The following is a 20,532-nucleotide window of genomic DNA, read 5'->3' as shown; positions in this document are numbered from 1 at the left end:
GCGTTGGATTCGGCGGTGCCCGCAACGCGGTCGACGCTCGGTCCCGGCCCGCCCGGCTCGGTAGCGTCGGCCCGATGAGCTCCTACTTTCGTCGCCTGCCGACGACGGTCGCGGTGCCGGCCGTCGGGTCGTTGCTCGCGATCGTCGTGGCCGGTGCGCTCTCCCCGGACCCAGGGACCGCGCAGGCGTCCCGGCCGGCCGTCGGCATCGGACCGGCGGCTACCCACACCCTGACCCTGCTCCTCACGTCGGCCGTGATCGCCGCGCTGATCGCGACCGTTGTGGCGTTGGCCGCGCGTCGGCTGCCCATTATCGGGGTCCTTGTCGCCGCAGCCGATCGGGTGCTGCCGATGGTGATCGTCGCGATGTCCGCGGTTGCGGTGTCCGTCGGCCGCGGCAGTCCGGTACACCCGGTGGTGCTCGCGGCGATACTCGCCGTTCCGGCGGGAGTGGCGTTGGCCGCCCGGCTCGCCGATGCATTGAGCGGCGAACTGCGACGGACGTCGGCGACGATGGCGCGCATGCTCGGCATCGGCCCGCGACGGCTTCTGCTCCGGCGCGCCCTGCCCGGTGCCACGTTGCGCGTTGTGCCCGCGATCACCACGACCGTCGCCTGGCTCACCGTGGCGGTCCTGGTGGCCGAACCGATCACCCGGCGATCCGGTCTGGGGTCGCTCACCGTCGCCGCGATCGACGACCACGACGCCGCCCGATTGCAGGTGCTCGCGGCGGTCCTGATCGTCGGAGTCACGGCCGTCGGGGTACTGGGCGCGGTGGCCCGGGCCGCCGCCGATCCCCGCATCCGGTCGTGAGCATCCAAACGGTGCTGACAACCACCGGCCATGACATCCTCACGGTGGCGGCCGGGGTGGCCACCGGCGCCGCCGTGGGTGGCACGGCGGGGTTCGTCGCCGCCGTCGGGCGCAGAACCCGGCCGGGCCCGCGCATCGTCGACACCGCGACCGTCCCCGTGGCGGTGGCCGCAGTGCTCGCCGTCATCCTGATCGCAGGTCCGGGCGGGCCGGCAATCGTGACTCTGGTGGCCGCGACGACGTTCATCCGGTTCGTGTCGCGGACTCGCGACGTCGTGGCTGAGTCGCTGTCCCGGCCGCCGGTCCAGGCGCTGTTCGTCTCCGGCGCCCCGACTCGCTCGATCATCCGCCGGCACGTGCTGCCGATCGTCGCCCCGCCACTGCTCCGCGACGTGCTCGGCTCCGTCTCGATCGGGGTGTTCGTGGCGTTCGCCGCAGGTTACGCCGGACTCGATCCGGCGGGTCTCGGTGGGCTGCTGGCCACCCGGACGGCCGACGGCGACGCCCTGATCCCGGTGCTCGCCCCCGTATTGGCGGCCGGGGTGATCGCGCAACTGGCGCGATCGGCTGCCGCGGCGGTCCCCGTGCCGGCCCCGGCAGAGACACCTGCGCTCACCCTCACCGAACACGCCGGCGGTGCGCGGGTACGGCGATCGGCGGAGCCGGTGGACGCGTTCGGCGACGACGACGGCTTCGAAATCCACGTCTATTCCCACCCCGCCCTCGATATCGACCATCTGGCAATCGATTTCGCCGGCACCCGGCCCGCGGTGAGGAACATCTCGCTGCGGGTGGACCGCGGACAGATCCTCGCACTCGTCGGCGAAACCGGCTCGGGCAAGACGATGACCGCCCACGCGATCACCGGACTGCTCCCGCCGACGGCCACGGCGACCGGCTCCATCCGGGTCGACGGTGTCGAAGTACTGAATTCGCAGGCACTCGAACGTAGTTCACCATCATCGGCGGCGTCGGCACTGCTCCTGAGGGATCCGCGACACGCCCTCGACCCGAGATTGCGCATCGGCACTCAGATCGGTGAGGTGCTGCGTGCGCACAGTGACCTTCCACGACACGACCACCGCGCGCGGGCACTGGATCTTCTTGACCTGGTTGACTTTCCGGACCCTCAGCGCTACATCGACGCCTACCCGGGGCAACTGACCACCGGGGACCGGCAGCGGGCGGCGATCGCGCTCGCGATGGCGACCGAACCCGCACTGCTGGTGGCCGACGAACCGACCGCAACCCTCGACACCGGTGAACAGGCGGCGCTGCTGGCGCTGCTACGCCGACTCCGGGACCGCACCGACGTCGGAATCCTGCTGATCACACACGATCTGGGCGTGGTGGCCGATATCGCCGACCGCGCCGTCGTCGCGCAGCGCGGCGAGGTGGTCGAGCGGGCGGGAGTGTTCGAATGGTTTGCCCGGCCGAATGCCATCTACGCCAAGCGATTACACGCCATAGCCCCCAAACTTCCCGCGGCGACGTTCGGGGACGACGGCCTGCCCGAATTGCGCACACCGATTCTGGAGGTGAGCCATCTGCATGTGGGCTCCGTCCCCGTGAGCACGCCTTCGCGGGAAGTAGATCTTCAGGGGCGCAATGTGATTCCGGCGCTGCGCGATATCTCGTTCAGCATCGGACCGGGGTCGTCGCTCGGGGTGGTCGGCGAATCGGGTTCCGGCAAGACAGCTCTGGTGAGAGTCGTCGCCGGTCTCATACCGGTCGGATTCGGCCGCGTCGCCCTCGACGGAACGGACATGGCCGCCCTGAGCGGGCGCGGGCTGCGGGACCTGCGCCGGCGGGTCGCATTGCTGCCGCAGGACCCCGCGACAACGCTCGACCCAAGACTGACCGTCGTCGAGTCCGTGGCCGAACCGCTGCTGCTGTGGGGTGAGGATGCCGCGACCGCCACCACCCGGGCCACCGAGCTACTCGACGCGGTCGGTGCGGGCGGACGCGGCGCCGACCGGCGACCCGGCGAACTCACCGACGGTGCACGACAACGCGTTGCGCTGGCGCGGGCGCTGGCACTGGCACCCGACCTCATCGTCACCGACGACCCCACCCGCGGACTCGACGTCTCGGTGCAGGCGTCGTATCTGCGGCTGTTCACCGAACTGCGGCGACGTTTCGGGTTCGCGGCCCTCTACAGCGGGCACGACATCGCCGTCGTCGCCCAGGTCGCCGATGACGTGCTGATCCTGCGGCGCGGTCGCGTGGTCGAATCCGGACCCGTACGACGCGTGCTGACCGTGCCGGTCGAGGACTACACGCAGCGGCTCGTCGACACCGTCCCCTATCCCGATCCGGTGGTGCAGCGGGATCGGCACGCGGCCGAGTCCGGAAGTCCGTGGGTGTAGTCGTGCTCAGCCGAGGGCTGGGTGTAACGGCCCTCAGCCGAGGGCGTAGACGCTCCAACGCAGATCGCGCAGCAGGTCGCCGGGCGTCGCGTAGTCCTCCGGGTCGAGGGGTTTGCCGAAGTACACGGTGACCCGTTTGCTGCGGTCGAAACTCTTGCCGCCCTTGCGGAACTTCTTGAGCGGCAACAACTCATTGGAACCGACGATCCGCACCGGAATGATCGGGGTGCGCGTCCGGAACGCCAGCACCGCCGCCCCCGGCTTGAACCGCACTGACTCGCCCGGCGGCACCACCCTGCCCTCCGGGAAGATGATCACCGCACCCCCGTGATGCAGCGCGTTCTCCATCCGGGTCAGCGCATCGTTGCCCGAAGCCGAATCGCCACGGCGCACCGGGATGAAATCGCCCTTGGTGATCAGGAATCCGACGATCGGCCACTTCCACAGTTCGGCCATCGCGATGGCCTGCGCCCGGCGGCGCAACGCCCCCCACAGGAACACCCCGTCGAGCATCGAGATGTGATTGGACGCCAGGATGACCGGCCCTGACGACGGCACGACGTCACGGTTCACGACCCGCACCCGGACGATCTTGAGGGCGGCGATGATCCGCAGGATCCGGCGGATGAACCGCGTCCACAGGCCGGCCCGGAATCCAAGTCCCGCCGGACGTGGACCGGGAGTGAGCGGTGCGTCGAAGTCGTCGTTCACCGTCCTGACATTAGCGCGGTGTCCGGAGTCAGCGTCGTTTGACAGCTCAGCGTCGTTCGACTGACTGCTCAGCGTCGTTCGACTGACTGCTCAGCGTCGTTTGACGATGCCCACGATCCCCAGAATCACCAGCACGATCCCGAGCCCGAGCGTGGCCCACAGCCCGTAGCCCACCTCGATCTCGGCGAACGAGGTCGACTGATCTTTGACGTCGAGGACGTCGATGACACCGATAGCGGCGATGCCCAGACCACCGAGCAGGGCGAAGACCCCGGACACCAGATGCATCGGCGATACCTTGCGGATCGCCACGCTCACCAGTGCGAAGAGGGCCACGACGATCGCCGCGGCCAACGTGAGGACACCGTCCTTGGCCTCCGGATCGGAGTCGAAGTCCGGGAGGTCGAGGGTGCTGCCGTCGACCGATACCGTGCCGATGCCGTTGGCCGACACCCGCACGCCTCCCGATTCCGACACCACCCACGGCAGGAACGCCGCGATACCCACGCCGATAGCGGCGAGCAGCGTGAGGGCGGCGATCACCTTGACCGCACCCGACACGCTCGAACGGGAGGACGGAGGTGCCGCAGGTGCGTCGAACGCCGATGTCCCGACGGCCGGATGGGGCGTCTGCGGATACGGATCCTGCTGGTACGGGCCGGGAGAGGTCGCCTGGGGACCCGTCTGCGGCCCGGCCTGAAGACCACCGTAGGGCGACTGGCCGCCGTAAGCGGATGCATTGGGTTGATGGTGCTGTCCGAATCCCGCCTGGGCTGCTCCCGCCTGGGCGTACGGGGACTGACCCGGCTGGGTTTGGCCGTACGGAATTTGGCCGGGCTGGTCTTGTCCGGGCTGGTCTTGTCCGGGCTGGGTTTGGCCGTACGGGGACTGCCCGTACGGGGTTTGGCCGGGCCGGGACCGACTGTCTTGGGGCTGCGCGTGCTGGGTCTGGGCGTGCTGGGGCTGTCCCGGCGGCGCCTGGCCGGGCTCTGACTGGCCGTACCGGAATTGGGGCCGGCCGATCTGGGTTTCGCCGTACTGGGCTTCACCGTATTGGGGCGCGGGCTGCGCGTACGGGGACTGCCCCGGCTGAGATTGTCCGTACGGCGGGTAACCCGGCTGGGGTGGGCCGTGGTGCGGTGGGCCCTGTTGCACCGGCCCCTGCGGTGTGTGCCCGGGCGGCCCGAACGGAGACGGACTCACCTGCGTCGGACCGTACGGCGTATGGCCGTGTGCGGGCTGATGCCTGCCGGGACCCGGTGACGGTGGCCTCTGCGCAGGATCCTCGCCGGGCCGGCCGAACGGCTGACCCGGCCCCAGCGAACCGTACTGGGGTGGGCCGTCCTGCCCCTGCCCGGACGGTTGCCAATTGTCCTGCCCCGACGCTTGTCGATGGTCCGGGCCGGACGCTTGCCGATGGTCCGGGCCGGACGGTGGCCGATGGTCCGGGCCGGACGGTGGCCGATACTGCGGGTCCTGATGCGTCATGTGCCATCGTCCTCTTCCGGTCGGCTGTCGGCCAACGCGTCGACTGGCCTGACCTTAGACGACATTCCCCGGAAACGCCCGGGTTGTACTCGCATCGATTCGGTATCCGGAGATACTCAACCGGCAACCTCAACCGGATCAGCGGCGAGTTTGTCGCAGAGCGCCTCCAGCGTCTGCAACTCTCGCGCCGTCAGCCGGGATCCGACCAGCGCGGCGACGTCGACGGCATGCCGGCCACCGACTCGGCGTTGCGTCGCGCGACCGTCGTCGGTGAGGAAGAGCAGGACGCCTCGGCCGTCCACCGGGTCGGGTTCTCGGGCGACGAGGCCGCGGTCGACGAGGCGGTCGACGAGGCGGGACAGCGCCGGTTGGCTCAGCAACACATGTTTGTTGAGCTCGCGGGCGCGGACCGGCCCGTCCCACTTCGCCAGGGTGTAGAGGACGTCGTATTCACGCATCGACACCTCCGACCACCTGTCGCCGGCGGAGACCTGTTTCAGTACCGCGGCGTGAGCGGTCAGCAGCGACTCCCAGGCGTCGTTGGCGAGTCTGGTCGTCGAACGTGTCTCTCGGCCGGGCATCAGGCGTCGAGGTAGGGCGATCCACCGGTGACGTTGTCACCGCGATTGGCCCGCGGCCGGGCCTCACGGACGGGACCGTCGCCATAGTGGGCCCGTACCAGAGCGGCGTGCGTGGGGGCGGCGGCCGACTCCGGATCCCGGCGCGCGGCAAGCTCTTTGCGCAGCACCGGAATCACCTCTCCGCCAAGCAGTTCCAGCTGGTTCAGCACCGTCTTGAGCGGCAGACCGGCGTGGTCGATCAGGAACAGTTGTCGCTGATAGTCGCCGAACGCGTCGTGGAAGGTGAGTGTCTTGTCGATGACCTCCTGCGGGCTGCCTACCGACAACGGTGTCGACGACGCGAACTCCTCCAGCGACGGGCCGTGCCCATATACAGGCGCCTCGTTGAAGTAAGGCCGGAACTCGCGGTAGGCGTCCTGGGAGCGTTTGGCGATGTACGCCTGACCACCGAGCCCGACGATAGCCTGCTTGGCGGTTCCGTGACCGTAGTGTTCGAACCGCTCCCGGTAGAACTCGATCAACTGCCGGGAATGCTCCGTCGGCCAGAAGATGTGATTGGCGAAGTAGCCGTTACCGTAGAACGCAGCCTGCTCGGCGATCTGCGGGGTGCGGATAGAACCGTGCCACACGAATGGCGGCACACCGTCGAGCGGCCTGGGTACCGACGTGAATCCTTTAAGGGGCGTTCGGAATTCGCCTTCCCAGTCGACGACGTCCTCACGCCAGAGGCGGTGCAGCAGATCGTAGTTCTGCAATGCGAGCGGCAACCCCTGGCGGATGTCCTGACCGAACCACGGATACACCGGGGCGGTGTTGCCGCGGCCGATCATCAGATCCATCCGGCCCTTCGAAATGTGTTGGAGCATCGCGTATTCTTCTGCGACGCGAACCGGGTCGTTGGTGGTGATCAGCGTCGTCGACGTGGTCACGACGAGATCCTTTGTGGTGGCGGCGATCGCGGCGAGCAGCGTCGTCGGCGACGACGAGAAGAACGGCGGATTGTGGTGCTCACCGATCGCGAACACGTCCATCCCGACCTCTTCGGTCTTGCGGGCGATCTGCTGTATCGCGTCGATACGCTCCGCCTCGCTCGGCGTCTGCCCGGTGACCGGGTCGCGGGTGATGTCACTGACCGAGAAGACCCCGAACTGCATGATGACTCCTAATGTCGATGCGTTTGCATGTATCTCCAACGCTGTGGCGCCGGTGCTATTCCCGTGGCTGTCCTAAACCCCACCGCTGCGGGTCGGCATCGCAATTATTGTGATGCCGACCCGCAGCGGTGGGGTTTAGGACGGACGGGCGTGCGGAGGCGTGGTCCGGCGTGGTCGCAGGGGGGTGGCCGGCAGGGTGGGCGCGGGCAGCCAGGACATGTCCGCCGCATTGCGGTTCGGTCCGCCGTGCCCGATGTAACCGTCGACGCGCCCGAACCGGTCTCCCCCGGCCTGCCACTCGTCGCGGAACCGCTGGATCTCCTCCGACGAGCGGCCCAGGAAGTTCCAGAACATCACCAGTTCCTCGGCGAACGGGGTACCACCGAGCAGCACCAAGCGCGCGGCGGCATCGCCGTCGTTGGTGACCCGCAGCGTCCGTGCCCCGATTCCGGTGTAGCCGATGGCGTCCTTGGGGACCGGTACGCCTTCGAGCGATACCGCGGCACCTGTGTCGACGAGCAGTCCGTGCTCGAAATCGGGGTCGACGTCGAGGGTGATGCAGGAGTGCGGGTGGAGACGCAGTTCGGCGCCGAGCAGCGGGGTGTGCGTGGTCACCGGTGAGGTACTGCCCAGCAGCGATCCGATGAACACCAGCGCCGACCCGCCGTCGAAAAGCGTTTCCGGCGGTCTGTGGTTCTCGAAACCCCGTGGACTGTTCCGGGATTCGGAAGGAAGGGCGATCCACAACTGCACCCCGTGCAGGATCGTGGTGTCGGCCGTCGACGTCTCCGAATGGCAGATCCCGGCGCCGGAGGTCATCAGGTTGATCTCGCCCGGCAGCACGTCGGCGACGACCCCGCCGGAGTCGCGGTGCGCGATGGTCCCTGCAAACAGCCAACTTGCCGTCTGTAATCCGGTGTGCGGATGTGGGGCGACGTCCATTCCGCCGGTGGCCGCGACGTCGTCGGGGCCGTAGTGGTCGGCGAAGCACCACGCGCCGATGGTGGACCGCTTGCGTTGCGGCAACGTCCGTCGCACGTTCATCGCCCGTGGTCCGCCGAGCGGCACGTCGCGGGCGGTGATGATCTCCACAGAAACCCCACCCGCGCAATCTGATTGGCCACGCGGTGCACCGTCCGGGCCGATCTCGGTGTCACTCATGGTCTGTGTCGCTTCCCGCCGGCGGCCTGGGCGTGATGATGCCTCTTTCCGAGGATATGGGAATGTGATGTGATGCACAGCCCCGGTGCCACCCCAGACCCGTTCAGCCCGGCCACCCTGGGCCCCCTTGCCCTGCGCAACCGGCTGATCAAGTGCGCCACCTTCGAGGGCATGACCCCCGACGCGCTGGTGACCGACGAACTCATCGACTTCCATCGCACCCATGCCGCGGGCGGGGTCGCGATCAGTACCGTCGCCTACTGCGCGATCTCACCGGAGGGGCGCACCGACCGCCATCAGATCTGGATGCGACCTCAGGCGGTACCGGGTCTGCGCCGACTCACCGACGCCATTCACGCCGAGGGCGCCCTGGCCGCCGCGCAGCTCGGCCATGCCGGCGCCGTCGCCAACTCGGTGTCGAACAGGGCGAAAGCGCTGGGGCCGAGCAGGATTCCCGCGCCGATGGGTATGTCGGTGACCCACAAGGTGGGTGTCGACGAGATTCCTTCTTTGCGTGCGAAGTTCGCCGAATCCGCCCGACTGGCCGTCGACTCGGGTTTTGATGCTCTCGAAATTCATTGCGGCCACAACTATCTGATCAGTTCATTCCTGTCGCCACTGCTCAACCGTCGTCGCGACGCCTACGGCGGGCCGCTCGTCAACCGGGCCCGCCTGGCACGCGAGGTCTTGGAGACGGTGCGCGAGGCCGTCGGGCCCGGCGTCGCGATCTGGGCCAAGCTCAACATGTTCGACGGTGTCGGCACCCCCGGACCCGGCCGCTCATCGTCGTTGAGCGGCTTCAACATCGACGAGGCGTGCCAGGTGGCGCAATGGCTGGAGTCCGACGGATTCATCGACGCCATCGAACCGACCGCCGGATCGTCACTGCTCAACCCGATGTACCTGTTCCACGGCCAGGCACCCCGCAAACAGTTCGCGCAGGCCTTCCACGGCGTGATGAAACTGGGCCTGCAAGCCGGCGGCCCGATATTCCTCAAGCAGTATCAATACACCGACGCCTACCTGCTGCCGCTGGCCCGCGAACTCCGCAAGGCCGTCGACCTCCCCCTCATCCTGCTCGGCGGCATTACCGGTGTCGATTCGATGAAACTCGCTCTCGCCGAAGGCTTTCAGTTCATGGCGATGGGCCGGGCCCTCCTCCGCGAACCCGACCTCCCCCTCATCCTCCAAAACGACCCCACAGCCCACTCCCAATGCACCCACTGCAACCTGTGCATGCCCACCATCTACACCTCCACCCGCTGCCCCATCCGCACCGGAGAGGTCACCGGCTCGGGCTGGTGATCGCGAAAGGGCACACCCACTCGACGTCGCCGACGAGCTCAACACCGTTGGCGTCCGCACTCAGCATGTTCGATTCACGGCTGTCCTCGCTGATTGGTCAGTGGCCGGGGTCTGGCGTCGTTCGCGGGAGCTGCCGTAGATCGGTCACGGTGTTATGGCGCAGGTACCATAACCATATGGGACTGAAGAAGACGACCGTGATGGTCGATGAAGAGGATCTGCGCCTCGTCAAGCAGGCTGCTGCCCGCGACGGCCGACCGGAATCCGAATACTTTCGCGAAGCTTTCCACCTTGTGGCCATACGAAACCGCAGGTGGGAGGAGGAATGGGACATACCCATACTCGACTTCGGCCATGCGGTGACCGCTGACGAGATCGACGATGCCGTGCGCGAGGCGATCACCACCCCCACGGCGCCCGCCGAGTGATCATCGTCGGCGATACATCGGGGCTGGTCGCCGCCCTCAATCCGTCGGATCCCCAACACACAGGCGCACGCACAGCGCTTCAACTGGCGGCACTGACCGTCGTATCTCCGCTCGTCGTCCACGAGATCGAGCACATCACCACCCGGAGCATCAACCGCCGGGCTGCTTACGCGGTCAACGACTGGCTACTTGCCCAGGAGATCGCTGGACGCATCGAAGTCCCTGCCATCTCGGCAGACCTCCTGCGGTCCGCGCGCCGAGTGCAGAACCGACACCTCGCGTTGCGCCTCGATCTCACCGACGCCGTCAACGTCCTGCTGGCCGAACGGTACGACACCGCAGACGTGCTGACGCTCGACCGGCGCGACTTCCGGACGATCACGCCACTCATGACGCACCCAGCGTTCCGCCTGCTGCCGGACGATCTGTAGCCGCCAAACGCGCCGACTGTTGTCACGTCCGCGGATCGGCCGGTGTCCAAGGGGAGGCGGAAGCGAAGGTATCTGCCACCCGTCACCACCCATGAGAGGATCCGGAAGCATGACCGCGTTGATTGTGTGTACGTCGGTGTCCCACGGCAACACGAGGAGGGTCGCCGATGTGATGGGCGAAGTGCTCGGGGCGCGGGTCGTCGCCCCGGACGAGGTAGATCCTGCGGAGCTGAGTTCTTACGACATCGTGGGCTTCGGGTCGGGCATCTTCAACATGTCGTTCCATCCGGACCTGCTGAAGTTCGTCGATCGACTCCCCGATGGTGCGAGTGCCCGAGCATTCGTGTTCTGCACCAGCGGATTTCCAGAGCCAGCCGTCCGTCGATACACACACAACCTCTCCGGCAGGCTCGCGTCGAAAGGCTACGACGTCATCGACGTGTTCTCCTGCAGGAGTTTCGACACCTGGTGGCCGTTCAAGCCGTTCGGCGGCATCCACAAGGACCGTCCGAACGACGCCGACCTCGACGCGGCCCGGGCCTTCGCCCGCCGCCTCTGACCGGGACTCTGATGCCAGCATGTGGCACTGGAATACCTATTAGTCACTGGGAGTGGAGGTTTGGTGGAACAACCGGGGTATGAGGTGATGGCCGATACGTATGCGGAGTTGTTCACCGAGGCGTTCGGAACGCCGCTGTACTCGTGTCCTGGTTCGGGCGACTATGCGACGAGGGTCACGTACTTGTCGCGTGCCAGGGCAGCGACGATCGTGGCGTCCACGAATTCGACCACGCCGTGGCCCGCGCCTGGCGCTGGCATCCTGACACTCTCACCGACGCCCTCAGCGGCTCCGGATTCAGCGAGATCTTCCGCACCGTCAGCCGGCCCGCCAGCGGCTTCCAACACTTCCCGGCAGTTCACATCGCGGCGCGCAGGTGATCGGGGCGCCGGCGTCAACGACGGGAGCCGGACTGCTGGTGCAGTCCGGCTCCCGTATTCTGTGGGCGAAGGGGGACTTGAACCCCCACGTCCCGAAGGACACTGGCACCTGAAGCCAGCGCGTCTGCCATTCCGCCACTCGCCCGTGGCTGCCTTCTCGACTGGATTGTCGTTCGGACTGGACGACGATAGCAGGGTGTTCGGGCCGATCGCAAAACGGCTGGTCAGTCGGGATCGGGAGGGCGGTGATCGCTGACGATGTCGTCGCACGGGGTCTTGAGGCTCGGTCGCCGGGCGACCTCACGCCTCATAGCTAGCGAGGGCACGGCGGCCCGACGGCGGCGGGCGGAGCACGCTGCATAGCTCCGGTGGAATGTGGCGGCCACCCGGACCGCCGGCAGTTCGGTGCCGCAGGGGTAGCGGACCTCGCGTACCGCCATCGGGGCGGAAATCTGGGAACCGATGCGGACCGAGATGCGTTGTATGGGGAGTTTCGAATCACAAATTGAACAGGGAACCCCTGGTGGAGTGGTGCTGAAGTTGCTTATGGTGCAGGTGGTGACTTGACGGGGTGATTCTCGCAGGGAATCGTTATCATTTGACGAAGCGTTGCGCACTTATGACACGCCAGCCCGTGTGGTAACGACTCGACAGTCGGTAACGACTCGATATAGGACTCGACGTAGGAAAGGAGCGGGATGGGTATCCTCGACCGATTCGACCGTCTCGAGCGCAAGCTCGAAGGCGGCGTCGAAGGCGGCTTTGCCCGTGTCTTCCCCGGCCGGGTCGCGCCGCAGGAGATCGAGACAGGTCTCCAGCGGGAGGCCGAGGAATCGCGGGAGAATCTCGGGGACGGGACCATCCTGGTCGCCAACCGCTACACCCTGCAGCTCAGCTCCACGGACTACCAGGAGATCGCGGCGGAGTACGAACTCAACCGAAAGATGTTTTCCAAACATCTTGAGACGTTCATCCGCGACAATGGTTGGCAGACATACGGACAAGTCGTGGTCGAGTTTGCCGAGACCCCGGCGCTGCATGTCGGTATCTTTCGTGTTCAGGTAGCTGTCGACCCTGATGCCCAACCCCGGCCGATAAGGCCACCGACCATATCCGCGCCTGCACAACCGGTACCCCACCCGGGACCGGAGAGCGAGCAACAACCACCCGCAGCAGCACAACCCGCAGCACCACAACCCCTTGGTGCGAACCGACCAGTAGGAGCCCCACACATGTCTCAGGAATCCGGCTACGACCAGCGCCGAAGCGCCGCCGAACCCGGCTACGGGCAGGGCCAGGAGGGCTACTACGGCCAGCAAGGCTACGAGGGCCAGCAGGCCTACGAGGGTCAGCAAGGCTACGACCAGGCGGGATACCAGCAAGGCGGCTACGACCAGGGCTACGCCCAGCAGGGTGGCTACCAGCAGGGTTACGACCAGGCGGGCTACGACCAGGGCGGCTACGACCAGCAGGGCTACCAGGGCGGCGGCTACGACCAGGGTGGGTACCAGCAGGGCTACGAGCAGCAGGGCTACGACCAGGGCTACCAGGGCGGCTATGACCAGCAGGGGTATGCGCAGCAGGGCTACGACCCGGCCGGCTACCAGCAGGGCGGCTACCAGCAGGGCTACGCTCCGCAGGGTGGCTACGACCCGGCCTACGGACGCCAGGCGGCCGGCTACGCACCCGCGGCCATCACCCTCTACCTCGAGGACGGCAGCAACCGCACGTTCCAGCTGCGCGAGGGCTCCAACGTCATCGGCCGTGGCCAGGACGCCCAGTTCCGCCTCCCCGACACCGGCGTCTCGCGCCGGCACGTGGAGATCCGCTGGGACGGCAGCGTCGCGATGCTGACCGACCTGAACTCCACCAACGGCACGACCGTCAACGACCTGCAGGTCTCGAGCTGGGAGCTCGCCGACGGTGATCGGATCCGGGTCGGTCACTCCGACATCTCGGTCCGTTTTCAGTAGGTCGACACGGACAGCCGCACATACCGGCCGTCCGGACTCTGGTCAGCCGGATGTCGGCCGTCCGAACGACAGCAGGTCACGCGTACCGCGACCTGCACCGATCCGATATCGAGACAGCACGCTTCACGCCACGATGAGTGCCATCGGAGTATCTGCCCATATGATGCAGTCGGGCCCGTCATGTACGACGGGGCCCGACTGGGCTGTTGGTGGCCGGACCACACCCGGCCATCAGCGACGCGAGTTCAGGAGGTGACGACGGCATGCAGGGCTTGGTACTTCAGCTCACCCGCTTCGGGTTTCTCCTGTTGCTCTGGCTCTTCGTCTACGCGGTGATCCGGACCATCCGCGCCGACATCGGCACCGCGGGTGGCTCACGCATCATCCGGCGCGACCGCAGGGCCCGCGGCGACCATGTGAAGGGCTCGGCCCGCTACCTCGTCGTCACCCACGGGGCCCTCGCCAACACCCGCATCACACTCGGCGCACAGCCCGTGCTGATGGGCCGCGCGGCCGACTCGACGCTCGTGCTCACCGACGACTACGCCTCCGAACGCCACGCCCGACTGTCACGTCGCGGCGACGACTGGTACGTCGAAGACCTCGGCTCCACCAATGGCACCTACCTCGACCGCGCCAAGGTGACCACCGCCGTGCGTGTCCCCATCAACACACCGATCCGCATCGGTAAGACCGTGATCGAGCTGCGCCCGTGACCCTTGTCTTGCGCTACATCGCGCGCAGCGATCGCGGCCTCGTGCGCACCAATAACGAAGACTCCGTGTACGCGGGTGCCCGACTGCTCGCTCTCGCCGACGGGATGGGCGGACACGCCGCGGGTGAGGTGGCCAGCCAGCTGGTCATCGGCGCCATGCGCGAACTCGACGACGACGAACCCGGCGGCGACCTGCTCGACAAACTGGAGCAGGCCACGCGCCGCGGCAACGACGCCATCGCCGCCCAGGTGAGCCGCTCCCCCGAACTCGACGGCATGGGCACCACCCTGACCGCGATCCTCTTCGCGGGCAGCCGTATCGGCCTGTGCCACGTCGGCGACTCCCGCGCGTACCTGTACCGCGACGGGCAACTGACCCAGATCACCCGCGACGACACTTTCGTGCAGACCCTCGTCGACGAAGGTCAGATCACCGCCGAACAGGCGCACGTGCACCCGCAACGATCGCTGATCATGCGGGCACTGACCGGTCAGCCCGTCGAACCCACTCTCACCGTCCGTGAGGCCCGGCCCGGCGACCGCTACCTGCTGTGCAGCGACGGTCTGTCCGATGTCGTCACCTCCGAAACCCTCGCCGACACCCTCGGATCGGTCGAGGATCATCGCGCATGCGCCGACCGGCTCATCGAGCTGGCACTGCGCGGCGGTGGTCCCGACAACGTGACCGTCGTCGTCGCCGACGTCGTCGACACCCAGTACGGGGATTCGCGGCCGATCGTCGGCGGAGCCGCCGGCACCGACGACCAGAACTACACCCCCAACCCGGCGACCGCCGCCGGCCGCGCCGCGGCACTGCGGCCGCCGCCGCCCGAACCACGTAGACCGTCCCTCATCGATGAAGAGCCGCCGGCCCGGAAGAGTCCTCTGTGGACGTGGCTGGCGATCGGGCTCGCCATACTCGTCATCGCCGGGATCGTCGCGGGCTTCTTCGTGATCCGGGCGATGGTCAGCAGCAGCCACTATGCCGGGGTCGAGGACGGCAAGGTCGTGATCTTCCAGGGTTCCCCCGACAAGATCGTGTTCCTGACGTTCAGCGACGGCGCGAAACGTGCCTGCGTGCGCAATCCGAACCAGGACCGGCCCGACGTGTACTTCGTCGACTACTCGCAGGAATCGGGCTGCTCCGCACTCGACCTGTCCGATCTGCAGGAGATCGATCGTAATACGTTGCGCAGCAATGCGATTCGCAACAAGACCCTCGATGAGGCCGAGGCTGCCGTACGCGACCTGAGCTTCCTGCCGATGTGCACACCGCCACCGGGGTCAACCACCCGCACTCCCGCACCCCGCACCCCGGGCAGGCCCGAACCCTCGCGACCGCCATCCCCCGCGCCGGCCACGGGTGCCCCCACCACCGGCGCGCCACGCACCGACCTGCCCGGCTCGACCGCGGCCTCCGCATCGGTGCCCGAACAAACCGACGACAACGGCAACAAGGTCTGCCGGGGGACCGTCTGATGTCGACACCCGCACCCCAGCACGCACCGCCCGGCAACCCGGCCAAACGCACCGGTCGCAACACCGAGTTGGTGCTGCTCGGGTTCGCGCTGGGGCTCGTCACCGTGGCCCTGGTGATCGTGCAGACCGCCCAGGAACAGAAGATCACCGCCGACCTCGCCAAGTACGTGGCGGCATACGCCGTGCTGTTCGCCGGCGCACACCTGGTGGTCCGCCGGCTCGCCCCCTACGCCGACCCGCTGATCCTGCCGATCGTCGCCGTCCTCAACGGACTGGGCCTGGTCATGATCCATCGCCTCGACCTGGGATCGGGCCACACCGGCGAGACCGTCAACGCCACCGAATCCACCCACAACGCCGACCAGCAACTGCTGTGGGCGGTGCTCGGTCTGATCGCTTTCACGGTGATCCTGTTCTTCGTGCGCGACCACCGCACGCTCTCGCGGTATGCCTACATCATGGGCGTGTGCAGCCTCGCACTGCTCGCGGCGCCGGCGATGCTGTCGTTCCTGCCCGGCATCAACACCTCGGTCAACGGTTCCAAGAACTGGATCGTCACGCCGGTGTTCAGCATCCAACCGAGCGAGTTCGCCAAGATCCTGATGATCATCTTCACCGCGTCGTTCCTGGTGTCCAAACGCGACCTGTTCACCACGGCCGGCAAACACTTCCTCGGCATGGACTTCCCGCGGCCCCGCGATCTCGGCCCGCTGCTGGCCGCCTGGGGCCTGTCGCTCGGCGTGCTCGTCTACTCCACCGACCTCGGATCGTCGCTGCTGATCTTCGCGACGATGCTCGCGATGCTCTACGTCGCCACCGAACGCGTGAGCTGGGTGGTCCTGGGCGTCACCCTGTTCATCCTGGGTGCCCTCGTGGCCTACCAGCTGTTCTCCCATCTGCAACTGCGGGTGTCGATCTGGCGTGACCCGTTCGCCGACTTCGCCGGCGACGGCTACCAGCTCGCCCAATCACTATTCGGCCTGGCCACCGGCGGATTGTTCGGCACCGGACTCGGCTCGGGACGGCCCAACATCGTGCCGTTCGCCAACACCGACTTCATCGTCGCCTCGTTCGGTGAGGAACTCGGCCTGGTGGGTCTGGCCGCGATTCTGATGCTGTTCATGATCCTGATCGCGCGCGGGCTGCTCACCGGCATCGCCGTCCGCGACAGCTTCGGCAAGCTGCTGGCCGCCGGACTGTCGTTCACCATCGCGGTGCAGATCTTCGTGGTGGTGGGCGGCGTCACCAAACTGATCCCGCTGACCGGCCTGACCATGCCGTTCATGTCGTACGGCGGATCTTCTCTGCTGGCCAACTACATCCTGATCGCGACCCTGCTGCGCATCTCCAACGCCGCCCGCGAACCGGACACCGCCAAACCCAAAGCCGCGCCGAAGCCCGTCGAATCGCTGCAGACCCAGGTGGTCCGCAAGGCATGAACACACCGATCCGCCGCGTGTCGATGGCTGTGATCATCATGATCGTCGCCCTGCTCGCCAACTCCACCTACGTCCAGGTCTTCAGAGCCGATTCGTTGCGCGCCGACCCACGCAACAACCGGGTTCTGCTCGACGAGTACGCCCGCCAGCGCGGCGCGATCACCGCCGGTGGCAGCGTCATCGCGACCTCGACACCGATCAACGGCCGGCTGAAATTCCTGCGCACCTACCCGGGTGGCTCGGCGTCGGCGTTCGCACCGGTCACCGGTTTCTATTCGTTCCAGTACGGCAGCACCAGCCTCGAGCAGTACGAGAACTCGATCCTCAACGGCAACGACGACCGACTGTTCGGCCAGCGTTTCCTCGACATGTTCTCCGGCCGCGACCCCCGCGGCGGCAACGTCGTGACCACCATCGACCCGAAGATGCAGAAGGCCGCCTACAACGGCATGCTCAACGGCTGCTCCGGCGGGTGCCGCGGCGCCGTGGTGGCACTCGAACCCAACACCGGCAAGATCCTCGCACTGGTGTCGACGCCCAGCTACGACCCGAACAAGCTGGCCAGCCACGACCAGGACGTGCGTGAGGGCGCCTGGGCGCGGTGGAACGCCGCCGACTCGGTGACCAACCCGATGCTGAACCGGGCAGTCAATCAGCTCTACCCACCCGGGTCGACATTCAAGGTGATCACCACCGCCGCCGCACTGCGCCAGGGCATCGGACCCGACGTCCGCCTGACCGCCGCATCACACATCACGCTGCCCGACACCGCGACATCGCTGTCGAACTACGGCGGCCAGACCTGCCCGGACTCCTCCGGCGGGACAGTGTCGCTCACCCAGGCCTTCCAGTACTCGTGCAACACGGCGTTCGTACAGCTGACCACGGAGAAGATGGAGGATCCGACGTCCTCCTTCACCGACACCGCCACCCGATTCGGACTCAACGAACGGCCCAGCGACATCCCGCTCACCGTCGCCACGTCGACGACCGGCGATATCCCCGACCTCGCCGCACTCGGCCAGTCGTCCATCGGGCAGCGCGACGTGCGGGTGACCCCACTGGAGAACGCCATGGTGGCCGCGACCGTCGCCAACGGCGGTGTCCGGATGCAGCCGTACCTCGTCGACAAGCTTCAGTCCGCCGACCTGCGGACCCTGCACACGACGCAGCCGTCGACGATCAATTCGCCCATCGACGCCGATCAGGCCGAAACACTGACGCAACTGATGATCGCTTCCGAACGCAACACGGCCGGTGCCGGCGGCGCGGTGTCGATCGCGTCGAAGACCGGAACCGCCGAACACTCCGACGAGCAGGGCACCGCAGAAACGCCGTACAGCTGGTACATCGCGTTCGGGCCGTCGTCGAACGCGAAGGTGGCCGTCGCGGTGATCGTGGAAAATGGCGACCTGGGGGCGGCGTCGACCGGTGGCGCCATCGCGGGGCCGATCGGGCGCGCCGTGATCAACGCACGGCTGGGAGGTGCAGGCGGATGACCCTATCGAATGGAACCACCATCGCCGACCGCTATCGGCTGATGCGGCTGATCGCCACGGGCGGTATGGGACAGGTGTGGGAAGCGCTCGACACCCGGCTCAATCGTCGGGTCGCCGTCAAGGTGCTCAAGGCCGAGTACACCAATGACCCCGAGTTCACTGCCCGGTTCCGCTCCGAGGCGCAGGTCACGGCCATGCTCAACAACCCGGGCATCGCCAACGTCTTCGACTACGGCGAAACCCCCGACCGCGGCACCGGCGAACCACTCGCCTACCTGGTGATGGAACTCGTCGACGGCGAACCGCTCAACTCCGTCATCTCCCGCATGGGCAGACTGTCGCTGGCCAATTCCCTGGACATGCTCGAACAGACGGGCCGGGCGCTGCAGGCAGCCCACGATCAGGGTCTGGTGCACCGCGACGTCAAACCCGGCAACATCCTGATCACCCCCACCGGGCAGGTCAAGATCACCGACTTCGGCATCGCCAAGGCCGTCGACGCCGCCCCCGTCACCCAGACCGGCATGGTGATGGGCACCGCCCAGTACATCTCGCCGGAACAGGCCACCGGCGATGAGGCGACCTCCGCCTCGGACGTGTATGCCCTCGGCGTGGTCGGTTACGAGGCGCTGACCGGACGCAGGCCGTTCCTCGGTGACGGTGCGATCACCGTCGCGATGAAGCACATCCGCGAGACACCCCCGCCGCTGCCCAGCAATCTGCCGTCCGGCGTGCGCGAACTCATCGAGATCACGATGGCCAAGGATCCGCGGCAGCGGTACGCCAACGGCGGCGAGTTCGCCGACGCCGTCGCCCCGGTACGCGCCGGCCGCAGGCCCCCCCGGCCCGGCAGCAACACGGCCACCAGCACCATCAACCCCACACCGCGGCCCACCGCGGCAACCCGGGTCATCGGCACGGGGCCGGCCACGTCGGCGCCGTATTCACCGTCGACGTCCACCTACACCGGTCCGAACTACGCCGCGCCCCGTCCGCCGCAGCGGCCGAGCACTCCCGACAACACCTGGACCACCGGGCAGAAGGTGCTGGCCGCGCTGGCCGGGATCCTGCTGCTCATCGCCCTCGGCGTGGTCGGGTTCTGGCTTGCCAACGCCGATTCGAATACGGGAGACCCGAAAACCCCGGCGTCGACGGTCACCACGACCACCGAGGACACCGCGCCCACCACGACCACCCAGGACCAAGAACCCACCGGCACCGACGACGAGCCGACCACCCAGGAGACCGAGGAGGACACCCGGCCCACGCGCACGACCACGGCCGACACCACCACGGGAACCCCCACCGGGGAAACGACCACCACCGGAGCCACCACCACGCAGGACACCGCGACCGAAGACCCCGGTAACGGGGGCACGGGCGCCGGGGACACGGGTAACGGGGACACCGACACCGCCACCGAAGACCCGGGCGACGGGGGCACGGGCGCCGGGGACACCGGTATGGGAGACGATGGAGCCGGGGACACCGTTCCCGAAGGACAGGGCAACGGCGGCGGGCTGACGATCTCGATCCCCGGCCTGCCCACATTCCCATGAGCACCTACACAACTGCGGGCGCCGCGAACCCGCCGAGTAAACTGACCAAGACGAAAAGGACGGTGGGAAGCCAATCATGACGCCGACGCCGCACCACCTGTCCGACCGGTACGAACTCGGCGAAACTCTCGGCTTCGGCGGTATGTCCGAAGTGCACTTCGCGCGCGACACCCTCCTCAACCGGGACGTGGCGGTCAAGGTCCTGCGGGCCGACCTCGCGCGCGATCCGTCGTTCTACCTGCGATTTCGCCGCGAAGCGCAGAACGCCGCCAAACTCAATCACCCGACGATCGTCCAGGTCTTCGACACCGGCGAATCCCAGACCGAGGGCGGCCCGCTGCCGTTCATCGTCATGGAATACGTCGACGGCAAGACCCTGCGCGACATCCTGCGCAGCGACGGCCCGCTCTCGCCGCGGCAGGTGATGACGTGGATGGCCGACGTGGCCGCCGCGATGGACTTCTCGCACCGCAACGGCATCGTGCACCG

19 protein-coding genes and 1 tRNA gene are annotated in these 20,532 nt (G+C 67.3%); 14 read left to right on the top strand and 6 right to left on the bottom strand.

Going from position 1 to position 20,532, the window contains the following annotated elements; all coding sequences use genetic code 11:
• Positions 1-74 precede the first annotated feature (74 nt).
• Both Q0627_RS03685 and Q0627_RS03680 read left to right on the top strand, forming a co-directional pair.
• Positions 75-812, top strand: a complete 738-nt coding sequence (locus tag Q0627_RS03685) for an ABC transporter permease subunit (protein WP_291013726.1) — start codon at positions 75-77, stop codon at positions 810-812.
• Positions 809-3,181 carry an ATP-binding cassette domain-containing protein gene (locus tag Q0627_RS03680; RefSeq protein ID WP_324387510.1) on the top strand — a complete coding sequence of 791 codons (2,373 nt, stop codon included), beginning with the start codon at positions 809-811 and terminating at the stop codon, positions 3,179-3,181. The genes Q0627_RS03685 and Q0627_RS03680 overlap by 4 nt, the downstream gene beginning before the upstream one ends.
• A gap of 33 nt (positions 3,182-3,214) precedes the next feature.
• On the opposite strand, the gene Q0627_RS03675 is transcribed toward Q0627_RS03680, so the two are convergent.
• Together Q0627_RS03675 and Q0627_RS03670 are read right to left on the bottom strand one after the other, a co-directional pair.
• Positions 3,215-3,892 carry a lysophospholipid acyltransferase family protein gene (locus tag Q0627_RS03675; protein ID WP_291015497.1) on the bottom strand — a complete coding sequence of 226 codons (678 nt, stop codon included), beginning with the start codon at positions 3,890-3,892 and terminating at the stop codon, positions 3,215-3,217.
• Positions 3,893-3,982: 90 nt separating this feature from the next.
• Positions 3,983-4,453, bottom strand: a complete 471-nt coding sequence (locus Q0627_RS03670) for a hypothetical protein (RefSeq protein ID WP_298807753.1) — start codon at positions 4,451-4,453, stop codon at positions 3,983-3,985.
• Positions 4,454-4,642: 189 nt separating this feature from the next.
• On the opposite strand from Q0627_RS03670, the gene Q0627_RS03665 reads away from it, so the two are divergent.
• Positions 4,643-4,885, top strand: a complete 243-nt coding sequence (locus Q0627_RS03665) for a hypothetical protein (protein ID WP_298807752.1) — start codon at positions 4,643-4,645, stop codon at positions 4,883-4,885.
• A gap of 611 nt (positions 4,886-5,496) precedes the next feature.
• Here the strand turns inward: Q0627_RS03665 and Q0627_RS03660 are convergent.
• From Q0627_RS03660 to Q0627_RS03650, 3 genes are all read right to left on the bottom strand, one after another.
• Positions 5,497-5,961, bottom strand: coding sequence for a MarR family winged helix-turn-helix transcriptional regulator (locus tag Q0627_RS03660; RefSeq protein WP_291017950.1), 465 nt, complete (start codon positions 5,959-5,961; stop codon positions 5,497-5,499).
• Positions 5,961-7,115, bottom strand: a complete 1,155-nt coding sequence (locus Q0627_RS03655) for a CE1758 family FMN-dependent luciferase-like monooxygenase (protein ID WP_291017952.1) — start codon at positions 7,113-7,115, stop codon at positions 5,961-5,963. The genes Q0627_RS03660 and Q0627_RS03655 overlap by 1 nt, the downstream gene beginning before the upstream one ends.
• A 135-nt stretch (positions 7,116-7,250) precedes the next feature.
• Positions 7,251-8,276: a pirin family protein gene (locus tag Q0627_RS03650; RefSeq protein WP_298807748.1), complete on the bottom strand. Its 1,026-nt coding sequence runs from the start codon at positions 8,274-8,276 to the stop codon at positions 7,251-7,253.
• A gap of 72 nt (positions 8,277-8,348) precedes the next feature.
• Between Q0627_RS03650 and Q0627_RS03645 the strand changes: the two genes are divergently transcribed.
• From Q0627_RS03645 to Q0627_RS03630, 4 genes are all read left to right on the top strand, one after another.
• A complete protein-coding gene (locus Q0627_RS03645) occupies positions 8,349-9,581 on the top strand; it encodes an NADH:flavin oxidoreductase (RefSeq protein WP_298807746.1) in 1,233 nt (410 codons plus the stop codon).
• Between the two features lie 176 nt (positions 9,582-9,757).
• A complete protein-coding gene (locus Q0627_RS03640; protein WP_298807744.1) occupies positions 9,758-10,009 on the top strand; it encodes a CopG family transcriptional regulator in 252 nt (83 codons plus the stop codon).
• Complete coding sequence (locus Q0627_RS03635; RefSeq protein ID WP_291018343.1) at positions 10,006-10,440, top strand: PIN domain-containing protein; 435 nt, start codon at positions 10,006-10,008, stop codon at positions 10,438-10,440. Before Q0627_RS03640 ends, Q0627_RS03635 begins: the two co-directional genes overlap by 4 nt.
• Before the next feature lie 109 nt (positions 10,441-10,549).
• Positions 10,550-10,999 (top strand): flavodoxin family protein, encoded by a 450-nt coding sequence (locus Q0627_RS03630; protein WP_291018345.1) that lies wholly within the window; start codon positions 10,550-10,552, stop codon positions 10,997-10,999.
• Positions 11,000-11,441: 442 nt separating this feature from the next.
• Here Q0627_RS03630 and Q0627_RS03625 read toward each other — a convergent pair.
• Positions 11,442-11,524, bottom strand: a tRNA-Leu gene (locus tag Q0627_RS03625).
• A 553-nt stretch (positions 11,525-12,077) separates the two neighbouring features.
• Here Q0627_RS03625 and Q0627_RS03620 point away from each other — a divergent pair.
• The 7 genes from Q0627_RS03620 to Q0627_RS03590 all read left to right on the top strand — a co-directional run.
• A complete protein-coding gene (locus Q0627_RS03620) occupies positions 12,078-13,352 on the top strand; it encodes a DUF3662 and FHA domain-containing protein (protein ID WP_291018348.1) in 1,275 nt (424 codons plus the stop codon).
• A 263-nt stretch (positions 13,353-13,615) separates the two neighbouring features.
• Positions 13,616-14,068, top strand: coding sequence for an FHA domain-containing protein (locus Q0627_RS03615; protein ID WP_291018352.1), 453 nt, complete (start codon positions 13,616-13,618; stop codon positions 14,066-14,068).
• A complete protein-coding gene (locus Q0627_RS03610) occupies positions 14,065-15,546 on the top strand; it encodes a PP2C family serine/threonine-protein phosphatase (protein ID WP_298807737.1) in 1,482 nt (493 codons plus the stop codon). Before Q0627_RS03615 ends, Q0627_RS03610 begins: the two co-directional genes overlap by 4 nt.
• The gene (locus tag Q0627_RS03605; protein WP_298807735.1) at positions 15,546-16,985 is read left to right on the top strand and encodes an FtsW/RodA/SpoVE family cell cycle protein; all 1,440 of its coding nucleotides are present in this window, start codon (positions 15,546-15,548) and stop codon (positions 16,983-16,985) included. Before Q0627_RS03610 ends, Q0627_RS03605 begins: the two co-directional genes overlap by 1 nt.
• Positions 16,982-18,484 (top strand): penicillin-binding protein 2, encoded by a 1,503-nt coding sequence (locus Q0627_RS03600; protein ID WP_291016068.1) that lies wholly within the window; start codon positions 16,982-16,984, stop codon positions 18,482-18,484. Before Q0627_RS03605 ends, Q0627_RS03600 begins: the two co-directional genes overlap by 4 nt.
• A complete protein-coding gene (locus Q0627_RS03595; protein WP_298807733.1) occupies positions 18,481-20,043 on the top strand; it encodes a serine/threonine-protein kinase in 1,563 nt (520 codons plus the stop codon). Before Q0627_RS03600 ends, Q0627_RS03595 begins: the two co-directional genes overlap by 4 nt.
• 76 nt (positions 20,044-20,119) lie before the next feature.
• On the top strand, positions 20,120-20,532 hold a 413-nt coding region (locus tag Q0627_RS03590; RefSeq protein ID WP_298807731.1), incomplete at its 3' end, for a protein kinase domain-containing protein.

This window comes from uncultured Gordonia sp. (assembly GCF_937858515.1).
In the GTDB taxonomy this organism is placed as follows: domain Bacteria; phylum Actinomycetota; class Actinomycetes; order Mycobacteriales; family Mycobacteriaceae; genus Gordonia.
This window is presented reverse-complemented; position numbering and strand designations above follow the sequence as displayed.